Below are 14,173 nucleotides of genomic sequence, written 5' to 3'. Positions count from 1 at the left end.
CGCGTCAGCGCTGGGGCTGACCGGCCCGCTCGCAGGTGCACTGCTGGGCCGGGGGCACATCACGCATGACCTGGTCGACATGCTCGCCACATCCTGCCCAGGTGGTCTTGTGGCAGCGCGGACACTCAACGGGATAGCACATTTCAACTCCTTTGCGCGGAAAGCTTATGCCGACGGCCGGGCATGAAACACCGTCCCCTGTCGTTATACCCCCTCGGGTAAACTGGTCCCATTCACCTGAGGAGGTTTCACCATGGTTGGTGATGAAGACGCCATCGCCGCAGTCCTCAATCGGCTGCGCCGCGCACAGGGTCAGCTCGCCGGCGTGATCTCGATGATCGAGCAGGGCCGCGACTGCAAGGACGTCGTCACCCAGCTGGCCGCGGTGTCACGCGCACTGGACCGGGCCGGCTTCAAGATCGTCGCGACCGGGCTGCGGGAGTGTGTCGTCGGTGCCTCCGCCAACGGCGACGCTCCGATGACGGAAGCCGAGCTGGAGAAGCTTTTCCTGGCCCTGGCCTAACTCGGTTGCATCGTTTGCTCGCCGAGGTCTAACATCGCGTCCGTGCATCGTGCGCTTGTCGTAGTAGCTACCCGCAGCGGGGTCTGATCCAGACCGACCCCCCGCTGTGGGTCGAAACTACGACGTCGGTCAGCCTCCGTTCGACGAGAAGACCGATTCATGGCTCCGCACAGCACCACCATCTCTGAACCCTCACCCCACTTCTGCACGCCGCTGCCCGCCGGGCTGCGTGAGCACGCCGAAACCATGCCGTGGAGTGTGTTCACCGCGACCTATAGGCCGACCGGCGGCCCGGTGCGCCTGGGCGCCTGGGAATGCGACGACGCGTCTCGGCTCAGTCCGGCCCCCCGCCGGTTCCGCGCGACCCTGGCCGTCGGCGATCGCATCGAGACGGCGACCGCCCAGGCCGGCGGTCCTGTCGCCGCGCTGACCGCAATGCTCTACGAGCGCGGGATCGGCGTGGAGATGACCGGTTTTCACCAGCTGACGTCCGGTGCGCACACCGCGACGTTCGTCCAAGGCAGCGACGGCCAGCGCCGGGAATGGGCGATGGGCTGGTCGGAGGATCCGACCCAGTCGGCGCTGCGGGCGGTCATCGCCTGCGCCAACCGTCTGCTCAGCTGAGCCGGCGCCTCAGTGCAGCGGGCGCAGCACGATCGGCATGCCGTCCATCGGCACGGGCATGCCGCCGTAGTCCTGGCGCGGCTCGTATCCCGGGCGAGGTAGCTCGAGGCGGTAGCGGCGCAGCAGCCGGTGCATGATCGTCTTGACCTCGAGCTGGCCGAACACCATGCCGATGCACTTGTGCGCACCGCCGCCGAACGGTGAGAACCCGTACCGGTGCTTCTTGTGCTCGTTGCGCGGCTCGGCAAAGCGGGCCGGGTCGAACTTGTACGGGTCGGGGTAGATCTCCTCGAGCCGGTGGGTCATGCCCGGGTAGTAGATGACGTTGGTGTCCTTGGGCAGGTAGTAGCCCAGCAGCTCGGTGTCGCGCACGGTCCGGCGCATGGCCCACTGCACGGGCGAGACCAACCGGATCGACTCGTTCATCACCAGATCGAGAGACTCCAGCTTCTCCAACGCCTCGATGTCGAGCGGACCGTCGCCCAGCCGGTCGGATTCGTCGCGGCAGCGTTCCTGCCACTCCGGGTTGGCGGCGAGGTAATACGACATCGTCGTCGCCGTGGACGTCGACGTGTCATGGGCCGCCATCATCAGGAAGATCATGTGGTTGACGATGTCGTCGTCGGAGAACTTGTTGCCGTCCTCGTCTTCGGACTGGCACAGCACCGACAACAGGTCAGAGCCCTCCTTGCCGCGGGTTTCCTTCACCCGCTCTTGGAAGTAGCCCTCGAGGTATTCGCGCGCCTTCAGGCCGCGCCACCAGGTGAACGGAGGGATTCCGGTGCGGATGATCGCGTTGCCTGCGCGGGTGGTGACCGTGAAGGCCTTGTTCACCTTGGTCACCAGTTCCCGGTCGGTGCCCGGCTCGTGGCCCATGAACACCATCGAGGCGATGTCCAGGGTCAGTTCCTTCATCGCCGGGTAGAGCAGGAACCGCGGGTCGTTGGCCACCCAGTCATTGGCGACGACCTGCGAGACGACCTTGTCGACCTGCTCGGTGTAGCCGACCAGGCGGGTGCGGACGAACGCCTCCTGCATGATCCGGCGGTGGAACATGTGCTCTTCGAAATCCATGAGCATCAGCCCGCGGTGGAAGAACGCCCCGATCATCGGGGTCCAGCCCTGCTGAGAGAAGTCCTTGTTGCGGTTGGAGTAGATGGCCTGGCCCGCGTCGGGACCGAGCGCCGCCACCGTGGGGATGATCGGCGAATCCAGCAGCATGATCGGGCCGTGCTTGCGGTATTTCTGCAGCCAGAAGTCCGGTCCGCCCCGGAACATCTCGACCATGTGACCGATGATCGGCAGGCCCGCATCGCCCATCACGGCCTTGAGATCGCTGCCCGCGGGCGGCTCGGCCATTGCGTGTTGCGGCCAGTCGCGGGCGTTGAGGCGCTTTTCCAGCTGGCCCATACCGGGCAGCGTCAGCATCGGCGATGTGGTGACACGGCGTTTGGCCTGGTCCAGCAAATAATGCGGGGTGCTGATCGTGGGCATCAACGCTCCTTGGGCACGGGGGCGGGCAACCGGACTGGTGTGGCCGGGGCCACACGCAGCACCATCTTCGCCAACATTCTTGACGCGTGTCAAGTTTCATTTCCGCCGTGGCGTGGTGCAAGGTAAACGGGTGACCGCCCAGCAGGAACCCTTCGAGGCGCCCCGTCGCCGGGGTGACAAGCAGCGGCACGCCATCGTCCAGGCCGTGCGCGAACTGCTCGAGGAAAAGCCGTTCGCCGAACTGTCGGTCAGTACGATCAGCGACCGGGCCGGCGTCGCCCGCTCGGGCTTCTACTTCTATTTCGACTCCAAATACGCCGTGCTGGCGCACATCGTCGGCGAGGCCGGCCAAGAGCTCGAGGAACTCACCCAGTCCTTCGCGCCGCGCGGCGCCGACGAAGATCCGACGGCCTTCGCCGAGCGGATGGTGCGCAGTGCGGCGGTGGTCTACGCCCACAATGACCCCGTGATGTCGGCCTGCAACGCGGCCCGCCACACTGATGCCGAGATCCGGGAGATCCTCGACGCGTACAACGAGACGGTCGTCGACCAGATCGTGCCGATCGTCGAGGCTGAACTGCGCAACCAGACCGCGTCCCCGATCAGTGACGATATCCGGGGACTGGTCCGAACCCTCGCGGCGACGACGGCCTTCACACTGTCTGGTGACTCCGCGTTCGTCGGCCCCAACCGGAAGATGGACGAGGCGGTGCTCATCCTGGAAAAGCTTTGGCTGCATGCGCTTTGGGGCGGACAGGTCGGCGCCTAGTCCATGGTCGACGGCTTCGCGGGCAAGAGGGTGCTCATCACCGGCGCGGCCAGCGGTATCGGGCGCTCTACCGCCCTTCGGCTGGCTCGCGACGGCGCCGAGCTGTATCTGACCGATGTCAACGCCGACGGGCTGGACCAGACCGTGGCCGACGTCCGTGCGCTGGGTGCCGTAGTGGCCGAGCATCGCGCCCTGGACATCGCTGACTACGACGCGGTGGCGCGATTCGCCGCCGACATCCACACCCACCACCCGGCGATGGACATCGTGATGAACATCGCGGGCATTTCGGCGTGGGGCACCGTGGAACAGCTGACCCACCGGCACTGGCGTTCGATGATCGACGTCAACCTGATGGGCCCGATCCACGTCATCGAGACGTTCCTGCCGCCGATGGTCGCCGCGGGCCGTGGTGGTCAGCTGGTCAATGTCTCATCGGCGGCCGGCCTGGTCGCGCTGCCCTGGCATGCCGCGTACAGCGCGAGTAAGTATGGGCTGCGCGGACTTTCGGAAGTGCTGCGGTTCGATCTGGCCCGCCACGACATCGGCGTCTCGCTGGTGGTGCCCGGCGCGGTCGACACGCCACTGGTGAAGACCGTGCAGATCGCCGGTGTCGATCGGGACCACCCGAAGGTGCAGCGGTGGGTGCGACTGTTCAGCGGCCACGCCGTGACACCGGAAAAAGTCGCCGACGCCATCCTGGCCGGGGTCGCCAAGAACCGCTTCCTGATCTACACATCACCAGATATCCGCGCGCTCTACGCATTCAAGCGATTGGCGTGGTGGCCGTACAGCGTGGCGATGCGCCGGGTCAACGTGTTCTTCACCCGGGTACTGCGGCCCCGCAGTGCGACCTTCATTCCGCCGGGCTGACTCACTCCACCGGTGCGAGTTCCAGGCGCACGCCGAGAAGCCTTATCGGGCGGTCGATTTCGAAGAGGTCCAGTACCCGCAGCGCCGCGGCCGTGATCACCTCGGCGTCGATGCTCGGCTGGTCGAGCTTGCGGATCTTGGTGCGCGTGTAAAAGGTGTTGGTGCGCACCGTGACTGCGACGCGGGTGACGATGCGCGACTGGGCCACCACGTCGGCCAGCGCTTGGTGGGCGAGATCGACCACAGCGGAATCCATCTCGGCGCGCTCGGTCAGATCGCGCGGGAAGGTCACCACGTGGCTTCGTGAGCGGGGGATCCACGGCTCGGCGCTGACCGTTGCGTCCCCGCCGCCCTTGGCCAGCAGCAGCAACCACAGGCCGGTGCGCGGCCCGAACGTGGCCGTCAACAATTCGGCCTCGGCGTTGGCGAGTTCACGCACCGATGTAATGCCCAGACTGTCAAGCTTTTTCGTGGTCTTGGGGCCGACACCCCAGAGGGCGTCCACCGGTCGGGCGCCCATCACTTCCATCCAATTGGTATCGGTGAGGGTGTAGACCCCGTCGGGTTTGCCGAATCCGGTCGCCACCTTGGCGCGCTGCTTGTTGTCGCTGATGCCGACCGAACACGCCAGCCCGGTCTCGGCCGCGATCGTCGTCCGGATCCGCTCGGCCAGTTCGGCCGGGTCGGCGATATCGGCGCCGACGTAGGCCTCGTCCCAGCCCCACACCTCCACCGGATGGCCCAGATCCCGCAGCAGGCCCATGACTTGGTCGGAGGCCTCGTCGTAGGCGGCAGGGTCGGACGGCAGGAACGTCGCGTCCGGGCACTTGCGCGCCGCGCTGCGCAACGGCATCCCGGCGTGCACCCCGAACGCGCGGGCCTCATAGGACGCACACGTCACCACCTTGCGTGGTTCGGTGGGATCCCCACTGCCACCGACGATTACGGGCAGGCCGACCAGCTCGGGGTGGCGGCGCAGCTCGACGGAGGCCAGGAACTGATCGAGGTCCACGTGCAGGACCCATGGTCGCGACGGTGGCGCGGTCATCTCCCGCACAGCTTGCGCGCGACGTCGTCCCAGGCGTCGCCGAGGCCGTCGAGCGTCTGGCCGCGGTCGAGTTGATGTGCGACGTAATCGGCGTCGAGAAGCGCCAACAGCGCATCGGCCTGCGCGTCGAGGTCGCCGGTGGTGCCTGCGGCGTCCAGCAGGACCCGGATATGGGTGTGCATCACCGCGAACGGCGCGTTGTGGCGGGTGTCGGGATCGCGATTGGCTTCCGAGAGCAGGTCGCGATGGGTCTGCGCGAACCGCAGCCGTTCGCGACCGAAGGCGAGCAGCCGTTGCAGGGGAGGGGCGTCGGGACCCAGGGGCGGCGGTCCGAACAGGAAGGCCTGCTGGATCGCACGTTCGTCCTCGTCGAGTAGGACCATCATCAGGCCTGCCCGGCTGCCGAAGCGGCGGAACACCGTGCCCTTGCCCACGCCGGCCGCCGCGGCGATATCGTCCATGGAGACGTTGTCGGCGCCACGCTCGGAGATCAGGGTGCGGGCGGCGTCGAGCAGGAGAAGCCTGTTGCGGGCAGCGTCGCCTCGTTCTTGTGGCGCGGAAACCGGCAGCTCATTGGCCGATCCGATGATGCTCACTCCCACACTTTAGCTCAGCCGGAAATAAACCGGACCGTAGTCCGGTTGTTGCGTGCGAAGATCTCAGGCGACGAAAGGGATGTGCAGACATGGCCGATATCAAGGTTCTGACGCTGGTAGGCAGCTTGCGCGCGGCGTCGGTGAATCGCCAGCTCGCCGAGTTGGCGGCCGAGGCGGCACCCGACGGCGTCACGCTGACGATCTATGAGGGGCTCGGCGATCTGCCGTTCTACAACGAGGACATCGACACCGAGGACGCGCCCGCCGCGGTGGTGGCGCTGCGCGCGGCGGCCGCGGAGGCTGACGCCGCCCTGGTGGTCACGCCCGAGTACAACGCCACCATCCCCGGTGTCTTGAAGAACGCCATCGACTGGCTGTCGCGACCGTTTGGCAACGGCGCCCTCAAAGGCAAGCCGCTGGCCGTTATCGGGGCCTCGTTCGGCCAGTACGGCGGCGTGTGGGCCCAAGACGAGACGCGTAAGTCATTCGGGGTCGCCGGTCCTCGGGTGGTGGAGTCGGTCAAGCTGGCGGTGCCTGCCAAGACGCTCGACGGCAAGCATCCGCGGGAGAACGCCGAAGTCGCCGCGGCGGTGCGTGACGTGGTCGGCAAACTCGCCGCCGAGGTCGGCTGAGCGCGTCCTCCCAGCTTGTAAAGCCGCCGGTGCCGATGCGCCGGCGGTTTTGCTATCTACGGGTGTTCTCCGGGCTGATCGGCCGGCGATGTCGGTACCCGGTGGTACATCTAGGGCTAGTGGGTGCCGGTCGGCGTGTTGTGACATGCGACACGCCGAGCGCAGAGGCTCCGGAGCGGTTACGACCAGGGAATTTCAGAAATGTTATTCAGAACATCTTGTATCTCTTCTCGCTGTCGGACACTAGGTGTAGTGTTCGACAGGCCGACAGACCCGAGAGTCACAGGGCCGCCGGATCGCCGGAACCGAAGCTGAGATGTCGGTTCAAGCGGCCCCGACAGCCAGGAATTTCACGGTCCGAAAGCTCGCTGAAAGTTCATGAGTGCCTGCGCACAGCTCGTCCCGTGACCGTCTTGAGTCCATCGCCATGTTTCGCTGAGGAGCCATACCAAAGATGACCATCACCGTCTACACCAAGCCCGCGTGCGTGCAGTGCAACATGACCTACAAGGCCCTGGACAAGGAAGGGCTGGCCTACGACGTCATCGACATCTCCGTGGACGACGAGGCTCGCGACTACGTGATGGCGATGGGCTACCTGCAGGCGCCAGTCGTGGTCGCCGGTGGTGATCACTGGTCCGGCTTCCGGCCGGAGCGGATCAAAGCCCTCACCGGTGCCGCACTGAGCGCATAGCAGTCCGGGCGCCACGAGGAGCGAAGTGATGAATCCGGATGGCAGCCCGAACCTGGCCGGCGCGGAGCGGTTGGTGTACTTCTCCAGCGTTTCGGAGAACACCCACCGCTTCGTCCAGAAGCTGGGCGTGCCGGCCATCCGGATTCCCCTGCACGAGCGCATCGAGGTTCACGCGCCTTATGTTCTGCTTCTGCCCACCTACGGCAGAGGCCGGGGGGACAGCCCGAGGCTCGACGCCAAAGGATATGTGCCCAAGCAGGTCATCGCTTTTTTGAACAATCAGAACAATCGGTCCCACATCCGCGCGGTGGTCGGGGCCGGCAATACACAATTCGGTGCCGAGTACTGCTTTGCGGCCAGACTGGTTTCGCACAAGTGCAAGGTGCGGCTGCTCTACCGCTTCGAAATGATGGGAACCGCTGAGGACGTGGAAGCCGTCCGTGCGGAATTGACGAAATTCTGGAAGGACGAGGACACGTGCCACCTACAGTCACAGCTGCTGAGCCTGTAACGACGTCAGGGCACGCGTTGCCGGGGGAGACCGACTACCACGCGCTCAACGCGATGCTGAATCTGTACGACGCAGACGGCAAGATCCAGTTCGACATGGATCGTCTGGCCGCGCGCCAGTACTTCCTCGAGCACGTGAACCAGAACACCGTCTTCTTCCATAATCAGGACGAGAAGCTCGACTACCTGATTCGCGAGAACTATTACGAGCGTGAGGTTCTCGACCAGTACTCGCGGAACTTCGTCAAGACGCTGACCGATCGCGCCTACGCCAAGAAGTTCCGCTTCCCGACCTTCCTCGGCGCGTTCAAGTACTACACCTCCTACACATTGAAGACCTTCGACGGGAAGCGCTACCTGGAGCGCTTCGAGGACCGCGTGGTGATGGTGGCGCTGACCTTGGCCGCCGGTGACACCGACCTGGCCGAGAAGCTGGTCGACGAGATCATCGACGGCCGCTTTCAGCCGGCCACCCCGACGTTCCTCAATTCGGGCAAGGCGCAGCGCGGCGAGCCGGTCTCCTGCTTCCTGTTGCGCATCGAGGACAACATGGAGTCGATCGGCCGCTCGATCAACTCGGCGCTACAGCTGTCCAAGCGCGGTGGCGGAGTGGCGTTGCTGCTGACCAACATTCGCGAGCACGGCGCCCCGATCAAGAACATCGAGAACCAGAGCTCGGGCGTCATCCCGATCATGAAGCTGCTGGAGGACTCGTTCTCCTACGCCAACCAGCTCGGCGCGCGGCAGGGTGCGGGTGCGGTCTACCTGCACGCCCACCACCCCGACATCTACCGCTTCCTGGACACCAAGCGGGAGAACGCCGACGAGAAGATCCGCATCAAGACGCTCTCGCTGGGCGTGGTGATTCCGGACATCACGTTCGAGCTGGCCAAGAAGAACGAGGACATGTACCTGTTCTCGCCGTACGACGTCGAGAAGGTGTACGGCGTTCCGTTCGCGGACATCTCGGTCACCGAGAAGTACCACGAGATGGTCAACGACGGCCGGATCCGCAAGACCAAGATCAAGGCCCGCGAGTTCTTCCAGACGCTGGCCGAGCTGCAGTTCGAGTCGGGCTACCCGTACATCATGTACGAGGACACCGTGAACCGGGCCAACCCGATCGAGGGCAAGATCACCCACAGCAACCTGTGCTCGGAGATCCTGCAGGTGTCGACGCCCTCGCTGTTCAACGAGGATCTGTCGTATGCCAAGGTGGGCAAGGACATTTCGTGCAACCTCGGCTCGCTGAACATCGCCAAGGCGATGGATTCGCCAGACTTCGCACAGACCATCGAGGTGGCCATCCGCGGGTTGACCGCGGTGAGCGACCAGACGCACATCTGGTCGGTGCCCTCGATCGAGCAGGGCAACAACGACTCGCACGCCATCGGCCTCGGCCAGATGAACCTGCACGGATACCTTGCGCGCGAACGGATCTTCTACGGGTCCGAAGAGGGCATCGACTTCACCAACATGTACTTCTACACGGTGCTCTACCACGCGCTGCGGGCGTCGAACAAGATCGCCATCGAGCGCGGGTCGGCGTTCAAGGGCTTCGAGAAGTCGAAGTACAAGTCGGGCGAGTTCTTCGACAAGTACACCGAGCAGGTGTGGGAGCCGGCGACCGAGCGGGTGCGTGAACTGTTCGCCGATGCGGGCATTCGCATTCCCACGCAAGAGGATTGGCTGCGGCTCAAGGAGTCGGTGCAGGCCAACGGGATCTACAACCAGAACCTGCAGGCCGTCCCGCCGACCGGATCGATCTCCTACATCAACCACTCCACGTCGTCGATTCACCCGGTGGCGTCCAAGGTCGAGATCCGCAAGGAAGGCAAGATCGGCCGCGTGTACTACCCGGCGCCCTACATGACGAACGACAACCTGGAGTACTACCAGGACGCGTACGAGATCGGCTACGAGAAGATCATCGACACGTACGCGGCGGCCACCCAGCATGTGGACCAAGGCCTTTCGCTGACGCTGTTCTTCAAGGACACCGCCGATACCCGTGAGGTCAACAAGGCGCAGATCTACGCCTGGCGCAAGGGAATCAAGACGCTGTACTACATCCGTCTCCGCCAGATGGCGCTGGAGGGCACTGAGGTGGAGGGTTGCGTCAGCTGCATGTTGTAGCGGCCATTGTACCAATGCGTTGAGTCAGAACTGAGAGCGAAGAATCCGCGGATTCTGCGCTCTCAGTTCTATTTCGATGAGTTTCGCGAAGCTGTCGGGTCTATTTCTTCGATGGCATCCCAACAGGATCCCGCGCAAGCCACGGAGGAACCCATGCACGCAATGCTGTTCGTCAACCTGCCTGTCGCCGACGTCGACCGCTCGCGAAAGTTCTTCTCCGGTCTCGGATACGCGATCAACGAACAGCTCAGCGGTGAGAGCGCAGTGACCCTCGTGCTGGGTGACAATCAGTTCGCGATGCTGCTGCAGCGTGAGGCCTTCGACTCGCTGCACCCGGTGGAGACCGCCGACGCGGCCAAGGTCAAAGAATGCGTGGTCTGCCTGGGCGTCGAGAGTCGTGATGCCGTGGATGCTTTGGTGGATCGCGCCATCGCCGCGGGTGGCACCGACGGGGATTCCGAAGACCACGGGTCGATGTACGGGCGCAGTTACAACGATCTTGATGGCCATTCCTGGCAGATCTTCTGGGCCGACGACTCATTGAGTCAGAACTGAATCAACGAGCTTTCTCGGCCCGCTGAGCTTTGACCCGACGCTCCTCGGCTAGCACCGCCTGGTAGCTCTCGCGCTCGGCGATCAGCCAGTCAGGCTTGTCGGCGAGCAGCGCGTCGATCTGCTCGGTGGTCAGGGCATCCACCACACCGCCGCGAGCGAGGCCCGCGATCGAGACACCGAGCTTGGCGGCCACGAGGTTCTTCGGGTGCGGGCCGTTCTTGCGGAGATCCTTCAGCCACTGCGGCGGATCCGCCTGCAGCGCGGCCAGCTCGTCGCGGGTGATCGCGTTCGCCTGGAACTCCTCGGGCGTCGCCGGCAGGTACACGTCCAGCTTCTTCGCCGCCGTCATGGGCTTCATGGACTGCGCGTTAGGCCTGCTCATCGCCTCAGCCTATCGGTAGCCTGATGCCGTGACCTCGCCCTCGCTCGCCCTCGGATACGTCCCCGGGGCGACGCCGGCGAAATGGGCGCGGATCTGGGCCGATCGTCATCCCGACGTACCCCTGACATTGCGTACTATCGCCGCGGCCGACGCGGCCACCGAGGTGCGGGCCGGCACCGTCGACGTGGCGTTGCTCCGACTCCCCGCCGACACCTCCGGGTTGGCCGTCATCCCGCTCTATGAGGAGACAACGGTCGTCGTGGTACCCACCGACCACCTTCTCGGCGCCGCCGACGAGGCCACCGTCGCCGACCTCGACGATGAACCGACGCTGCTACCCCTCGATGACGTCGTCGCCTGGGCGGACGCTCCCGGCACCCCGCTCGAGCATCGGCCCGAAACCACCGAGGCCGCAATCGAACTCGTCGCCGCGGGATTGGGCGCGCTGATCGTTCCGCAGTCCTTGGCCCGGCTGTATCACCGCAAGGACCTCACCTATCGGCCAATCGCCGGCGCGCCGACGTGTGCGGTGGCGCTCGCCTTCCCGGAGGGGCAGCCGTCGGCGTTGGTCGAGGAGTTCACCGGAATCGTGCGGGGCCGCAAGCCCGGCTCGTCGCGCGGGGCCGCCCAGCCGGCACCCAAACGGACCGCACGGGAGAAGACGCTGGCCAAGCAGGCCGCGCGTGCCGCGGCGGGGAAGGTGGCACGTAAGCCGGTCAAGCGCGGCAAGCGCTAGCGGCGTAACGGGCGTGTGACGCTGTTTTACCTGGTCAACACACGTGCTCCGAGATACTGGAAGCCATGACGCTGAACCACGTCCCGGCCACCACATCGCCTTCCGAACTCGCCGACCACCTGCGCCGCGACGGCTACGTGATCGTCGACAACCTGGTTCCGGACGCGTTGATGGACAGCATCAGTGACGAACTCGCGCCGTATCTCGACGCGACGCCGATGGGCTACAACGCGATGATCGGTCGCAAGACCCGCCGCACCGGCGCGCTCGTCGCCCGTTCGCCGGCCTGCCGCACGCTGATCCAGGATCCGACCATCCTCGGCGTGTGCCAGGACTTTCTCGGCCACGCCAGCGCCTTCCAGCTGATGCTGACCCAGGTCATCTCGATCGAGCCGGGCGAATCCGACCAGGCACTGCACCGCGACCAGAACGCCTTCGACTTCTACCCGTTCCCCGACGACTACCACGTGCAGTGCAACACGCTGTGGGCGATGACCGACTACACCGCCGAGATGGGCGCCACCCGCGTCGTCCCGGGCAGCCAGATCGGTGACAAGAAACCGACCGACTACGCCGACGAAGAATGCCTGCAGGCCGAGATGTCGCGCGGCTCGGTGCTGCTCTACTCCGGCAAGATCGTGCACAGCGGTGCCGCCAACCGCAGCGACCGGGTTCGGCGTGCCATCAACGTCAACTACTGCCTCGGTTGGTTGCGCCAGGAGGAGAACCAATTCCTTTCGGTACCACCCGAAGTCGCGCGCACACTCGACGACGACCTGCTGAAACTGATCGGCTATCAGGAGGGCGCGTGGGCAATGGGCTACTTCCGCGACTTCGAGGACCCGCTGCGCGCAATCCGTGGCGATGCGATCGGCTATGGCTTCGATGCGGCCAAGCTCAATGGCAATTCGAGTGCGGCGTTCGCCGACCAGTTGACCCATAGCGAGTAACACTGGAGCCTATGGCCGCACTCATGCCCGCAGCGTTCATCGGACACGGCAGCCCGATGAACGCCTTGGAGCTCAATCGGTATACGGCGGCGTGGCGGGCGTTCGGTCAGTCGGTGCCGCGGCCGCGGGCGATCCTGGTCGTCAGCGCGCACTGGTACATCAACGCGACCGCCGTCACCGCGATGGCACTGCCGCGAACCATCCACGACTTCTTCGGTTTTCCGACCGAACTCTTCGACGTGCAGTACCCGGCGCCGGGACTGCCGGAGCTCGCCGATGAGATCGCCGACGTCGTCGAGCCGACGTGGGTGGGCGCCGACGTCGACAGCTGGGGGATCGACCACGGCACCTGGTCGGTGTTGGTGCATGCCTTCCCGGATGCCTCAGTGCCGGTGGTGCAGTTGGCCATCAACGCGTTCGAACCGCTGGAATATCACCTCGCGTTGGGAGCCAAGCTGGCGACGCTGCGGGAGCGCGGCGTGCTGATCCTCGGCAGTGGCAACGTCGTCCACAATTTGGCAGGTATGGAACCGGCGTTGGGGGACAAGGGTTTTGACTGGGCTCAGCGCTTCGACGACCACGCCAGGGCGCAGCTGTTCGAGGCACCGGGCGATGCGGTCCGGCTGCGTGAAGACGCCGACTACGCCGCCGCGGTGCCGACACCCGATCACTTTCTGCCCCTGCTGTATTTCGCCGGACTGGCCGCCGACGGTGACGACGTCGAGGTGCTCACCGACGGCTGCACCTACGGATCGCTGTCGATGACGTCCTACACGCTCGGTGCCTAGAAGATCGTCGACGTCTTCCCGCGCGGGTCCTGACCGTCGGGAAACCGGCGCAGCAGCGCCTCCTGGACGAACGACGCGACCAGTCGGCCGTCTTCGGTGAACACGTGCCCGCAGCCGTACGTGCGCCCCGCTCCGGTGGCCTGAGCCTCGTGATCGATCAGCAGCCATTGCCGGGCGTCGAACTCGTCGTGAAAGGTCACATCCTGGGTCAGCACACCGGTCGACACCTCGGTGTGAGCCATCGACTGACCCAGGCCGGCATGGGGCCGCATCGCGGTCGCGATGAGCCAGCCATCGCTGGCGTGGGCGAGCAGCGCTCGCGCCACCGTCGCATCACCGATCGGGGCCTCGGGGAACCGAATCCACAGCTGTAACGTCGGCGGCCCGGTGAGTGCGGGGTCGGCGATGTCGACGTCGCCGACGACGATGGTGTGCGGGGCCGCCAGCCAGTGGGCGACAGCTTTCGCCGGGTCCGGCGACGGTACGTCGGGCATCGGGATCTGGTGACGTACGAGATCCGGCTCCTCGACATCGAGCAATACCAGCGAGCGTGCGCACAGTCGGTCGTTCTGAACGAATGTCACTGTCGCACTGCCGATATTGCGTCCGACATGCATCGGCTCGACCCGAATATCGACCGGCTGGTCGAGCTGCGCGCCCCTAGCGAAGACCGTCTGCACCGAGCGCACCCGTTTGTCGGGAATGCTCCGGGTGGCGGCGACCACTGCTTGGCCCACCATCTGGCCGCCGAAGACGACGCCGCGCCGCTCGGTGAAGTACGGCGCCCGCAGGACCCCGTCGCCCACATCGGTGAGGGTGAATGCCGCGTTCAGCTCGTCGTCCAGCGATGCCACCGCCCGACG

At 65.3% G+C, this 14,173-nt stretch carries 18 protein-coding genes; 12 read left to right on the top strand and 6 right to left on the bottom strand.

Translation table 11 applies throughout. From position 1 onward, the window contains the following. Positions 1 to 4: 4 nt before the first annotated feature. A complete protein-coding gene (locus EV580_RS33620; protein ID WP_166654587.1) occupies positions 5 to 142 on the bottom strand; it encodes a DUF8730 family Cys-rich protein in 138 nt (45 codons plus the stop codon). 111 nt (positions 143 to 253) lie between these two features. Between EV580_RS33620 and EV580_RS05345 the strand changes: the two genes are divergently transcribed. Beyond that, complete coding sequence (locus EV580_RS05345; protein WP_108055629.1) at positions 254 to 523, top strand: metal-sensitive transcriptional regulator; 270 nt, start codon at positions 254 to 256, stop codon at positions 521 to 523. Between the two features lie 159 nt (positions 524 to 682). Further along, positions 683 to 1,147, top strand: a complete 465-nt coding sequence (locus EV580_RS05340; RefSeq protein WP_133690055.1) for a homocitrate synthase — start codon at positions 683 to 685, stop codon at positions 1,145 to 1,147. A gap of 9 nt (positions 1,148 to 1,156) precedes the next feature. Here EV580_RS05340 and EV580_RS05335 read toward each other — a convergent pair whose 3' ends face one another. After that, positions 1,157 to 2,641, bottom strand: a complete 1,485-nt coding sequence (locus EV580_RS05335) for a cytochrome P450 (RefSeq protein ID WP_133690054.1) — start codon at positions 2,639 to 2,641, stop codon at positions 1,157 to 1,159. A gap of 130 nt (positions 2,642 to 2,771) precedes the next feature. Between EV580_RS05335 and EV580_RS05330 the strand changes: the two genes are divergently transcribed. Next, the gene (locus EV580_RS05330) at positions 2,772 to 3,410 is read left to right on the top strand and encodes a TetR/AcrR family transcriptional regulator (RefSeq protein WP_133690053.1); all 639 of its coding nucleotides are present in this window, start codon (positions 2,772 to 2,774) and stop codon (positions 3,408 to 3,410) included. Between the two features lie 3 nt (positions 3,411 to 3,413). Beyond that, positions 3,414 to 4,283 carry an SDR family oxidoreductase gene (locus tag EV580_RS05325; RefSeq protein WP_133690052.1) on the top strand — a complete coding sequence of 290 codons (870 nt, stop codon included), beginning with the start codon at positions 3,414 to 3,416 and terminating at the stop codon, positions 4,281 to 4,283. Position 4,284: 1 nt separating this feature from the next. Here the strand turns inward: EV580_RS05325 and EV580_RS05320 are convergent, their stop codons facing one another. Beyond that, positions 4,285 to 5,331 carry a DNA polymerase IV gene (locus tag EV580_RS05320; protein WP_133690051.1) on the bottom strand — a complete coding sequence of 349 codons (1,047 nt, stop codon included), beginning with the start codon at positions 5,329 to 5,331 and terminating at the stop codon, positions 4,285 to 4,287. After that, positions 5,328 to 5,927, bottom strand: coding sequence for a TetR/AcrR family transcriptional regulator (locus EV580_RS05315; protein ID WP_133690050.1), 600 nt, complete (start codon positions 5,925 to 5,927; stop codon positions 5,328 to 5,330). Before EV580_RS05315 ends, EV580_RS05320 begins: the two co-directional genes overlap by 4 nt. Before the next feature lie 89 nt (positions 5,928 to 6,016). Between EV580_RS05315 and EV580_RS05310 the strand changes: the two genes are divergently transcribed. The 5 genes from EV580_RS05310 (at position 6,017) to EV580_RS05290 (ending at position 10,454) form a co-directional block, all read left to right on the top strand. Continuing rightward, positions 6,017 to 6,559, top strand: coding sequence for an NAD(P)H-dependent oxidoreductase (locus EV580_RS05310; RefSeq protein WP_133690049.1), 543 nt, complete (start codon positions 6,017 to 6,019; stop codon positions 6,557 to 6,559). 454 nt (positions 6,560 to 7,013) lie between these two features. Continuing rightward, a complete protein-coding gene (gene nrdH / locus EV580_RS05305; protein WP_133690048.1) occupies positions 7,014 to 7,253 on the top strand; it encodes a glutaredoxin-like protein NrdH in 240 nt (79 codons plus the stop codon). Between the two features lie 28 nt (positions 7,254 to 7,281). After that, positions 7,282 to 7,764 carry a class Ib ribonucleoside-diphosphate reductase assembly flavoprotein NrdI gene (nrdI, locus tag EV580_RS05300; protein WP_133690047.1) on the top strand — a complete coding sequence of 161 codons (483 nt, stop codon included), beginning with the start codon at positions 7,282 to 7,284 and terminating at the stop codon, positions 7,762 to 7,764. Beyond that, the gene (nrdE, locus tag EV580_RS05295) at positions 7,731 to 9,899 is read left to right on the top strand and encodes a class 1b ribonucleoside-diphosphate reductase subunit alpha (protein ID WP_133690046.1); all 2,169 of its coding nucleotides are present in this window, start codon (positions 7,731 to 7,733) and stop codon (positions 9,897 to 9,899) included. Before nrdI ends, nrdE begins: the two co-directional genes overlap by 34 nt. Before the next feature lie 153 nt (positions 9,900 to 10,052). Next, positions 10,053 to 10,454, top strand: coding sequence for a VOC family protein (locus tag EV580_RS05290; RefSeq protein ID WP_133690045.1), 402 nt, complete (start codon positions 10,053 to 10,055; stop codon positions 10,452 to 10,454). A gap of 1 nt (position 10,455) precedes the next feature. On the opposite strand, the gene EV580_RS05285 is transcribed toward EV580_RS05290, so the two are convergent. After that, positions 10,456 to 10,836, bottom strand: a complete 381-nt coding sequence (locus EV580_RS05285) for a DUF5997 family protein (protein ID WP_133690044.1) — start codon at positions 10,834 to 10,836, stop codon at positions 10,456 to 10,458. A gap of 28 nt (positions 10,837 to 10,864) precedes the next feature. On the opposite strand from EV580_RS05285, the gene EV580_RS05280 reads away from it, so the two are divergent. From EV580_RS05280 to ygiD, 3 genes are all read left to right on the top strand, one after another. Beyond that, positions 10,865 to 11,572: a LysR family transcriptional regulator substrate-binding protein gene (locus EV580_RS05280; RefSeq protein WP_133690043.1), complete on the top strand. Its 708-nt coding sequence runs from the start codon at positions 10,865 to 10,867 to the stop codon at positions 11,570 to 11,572. Between the two features lie 65 nt (positions 11,573 to 11,637). Next, the gene (locus EV580_RS05275; RefSeq protein ID WP_133690042.1) at positions 11,638 to 12,522 is read left to right on the top strand and encodes a phytanoyl-CoA dioxygenase family protein; all 885 of its coding nucleotides are present in this window, start codon (positions 11,638 to 11,640) and stop codon (positions 12,520 to 12,522) included. A gap of 23 nt (positions 12,523 to 12,545) precedes the next feature. Next, a complete protein-coding gene (ygiD, locus tag EV580_RS05270) occupies positions 12,546 to 13,310 on the top strand; it encodes a 4,5-DOPA-extradiol-dioxygenase (protein WP_133691051.1) in 765 nt (254 codons plus the stop codon). Here ygiD and EV580_RS05265 read toward each other — a convergent pair. Further along, a complete protein-coding gene (locus tag EV580_RS05265) occupies positions 13,307 to 14,164 on the bottom strand; it encodes an acyl-CoA thioesterase (RefSeq protein WP_133690041.1) in 858 nt (285 codons plus the stop codon). The two genes, ygiD and EV580_RS05265, sit on opposite strands and share 4 nt — an antisense overlap. Positions 14,165 to 14,173: the final 9 nt, after the last annotated feature.

The sequence above is a fragment of the Mycobacterium sp. BK086 genome, from assembly GCA_004362315.1.
GTDB lineage: Bacteria > Actinomycetota > Actinomycetes > Mycobacteriales > Mycobacteriaceae > Mycobacterium.
This window is presented reverse-complemented; position numbering and strand designations above follow the sequence as displayed.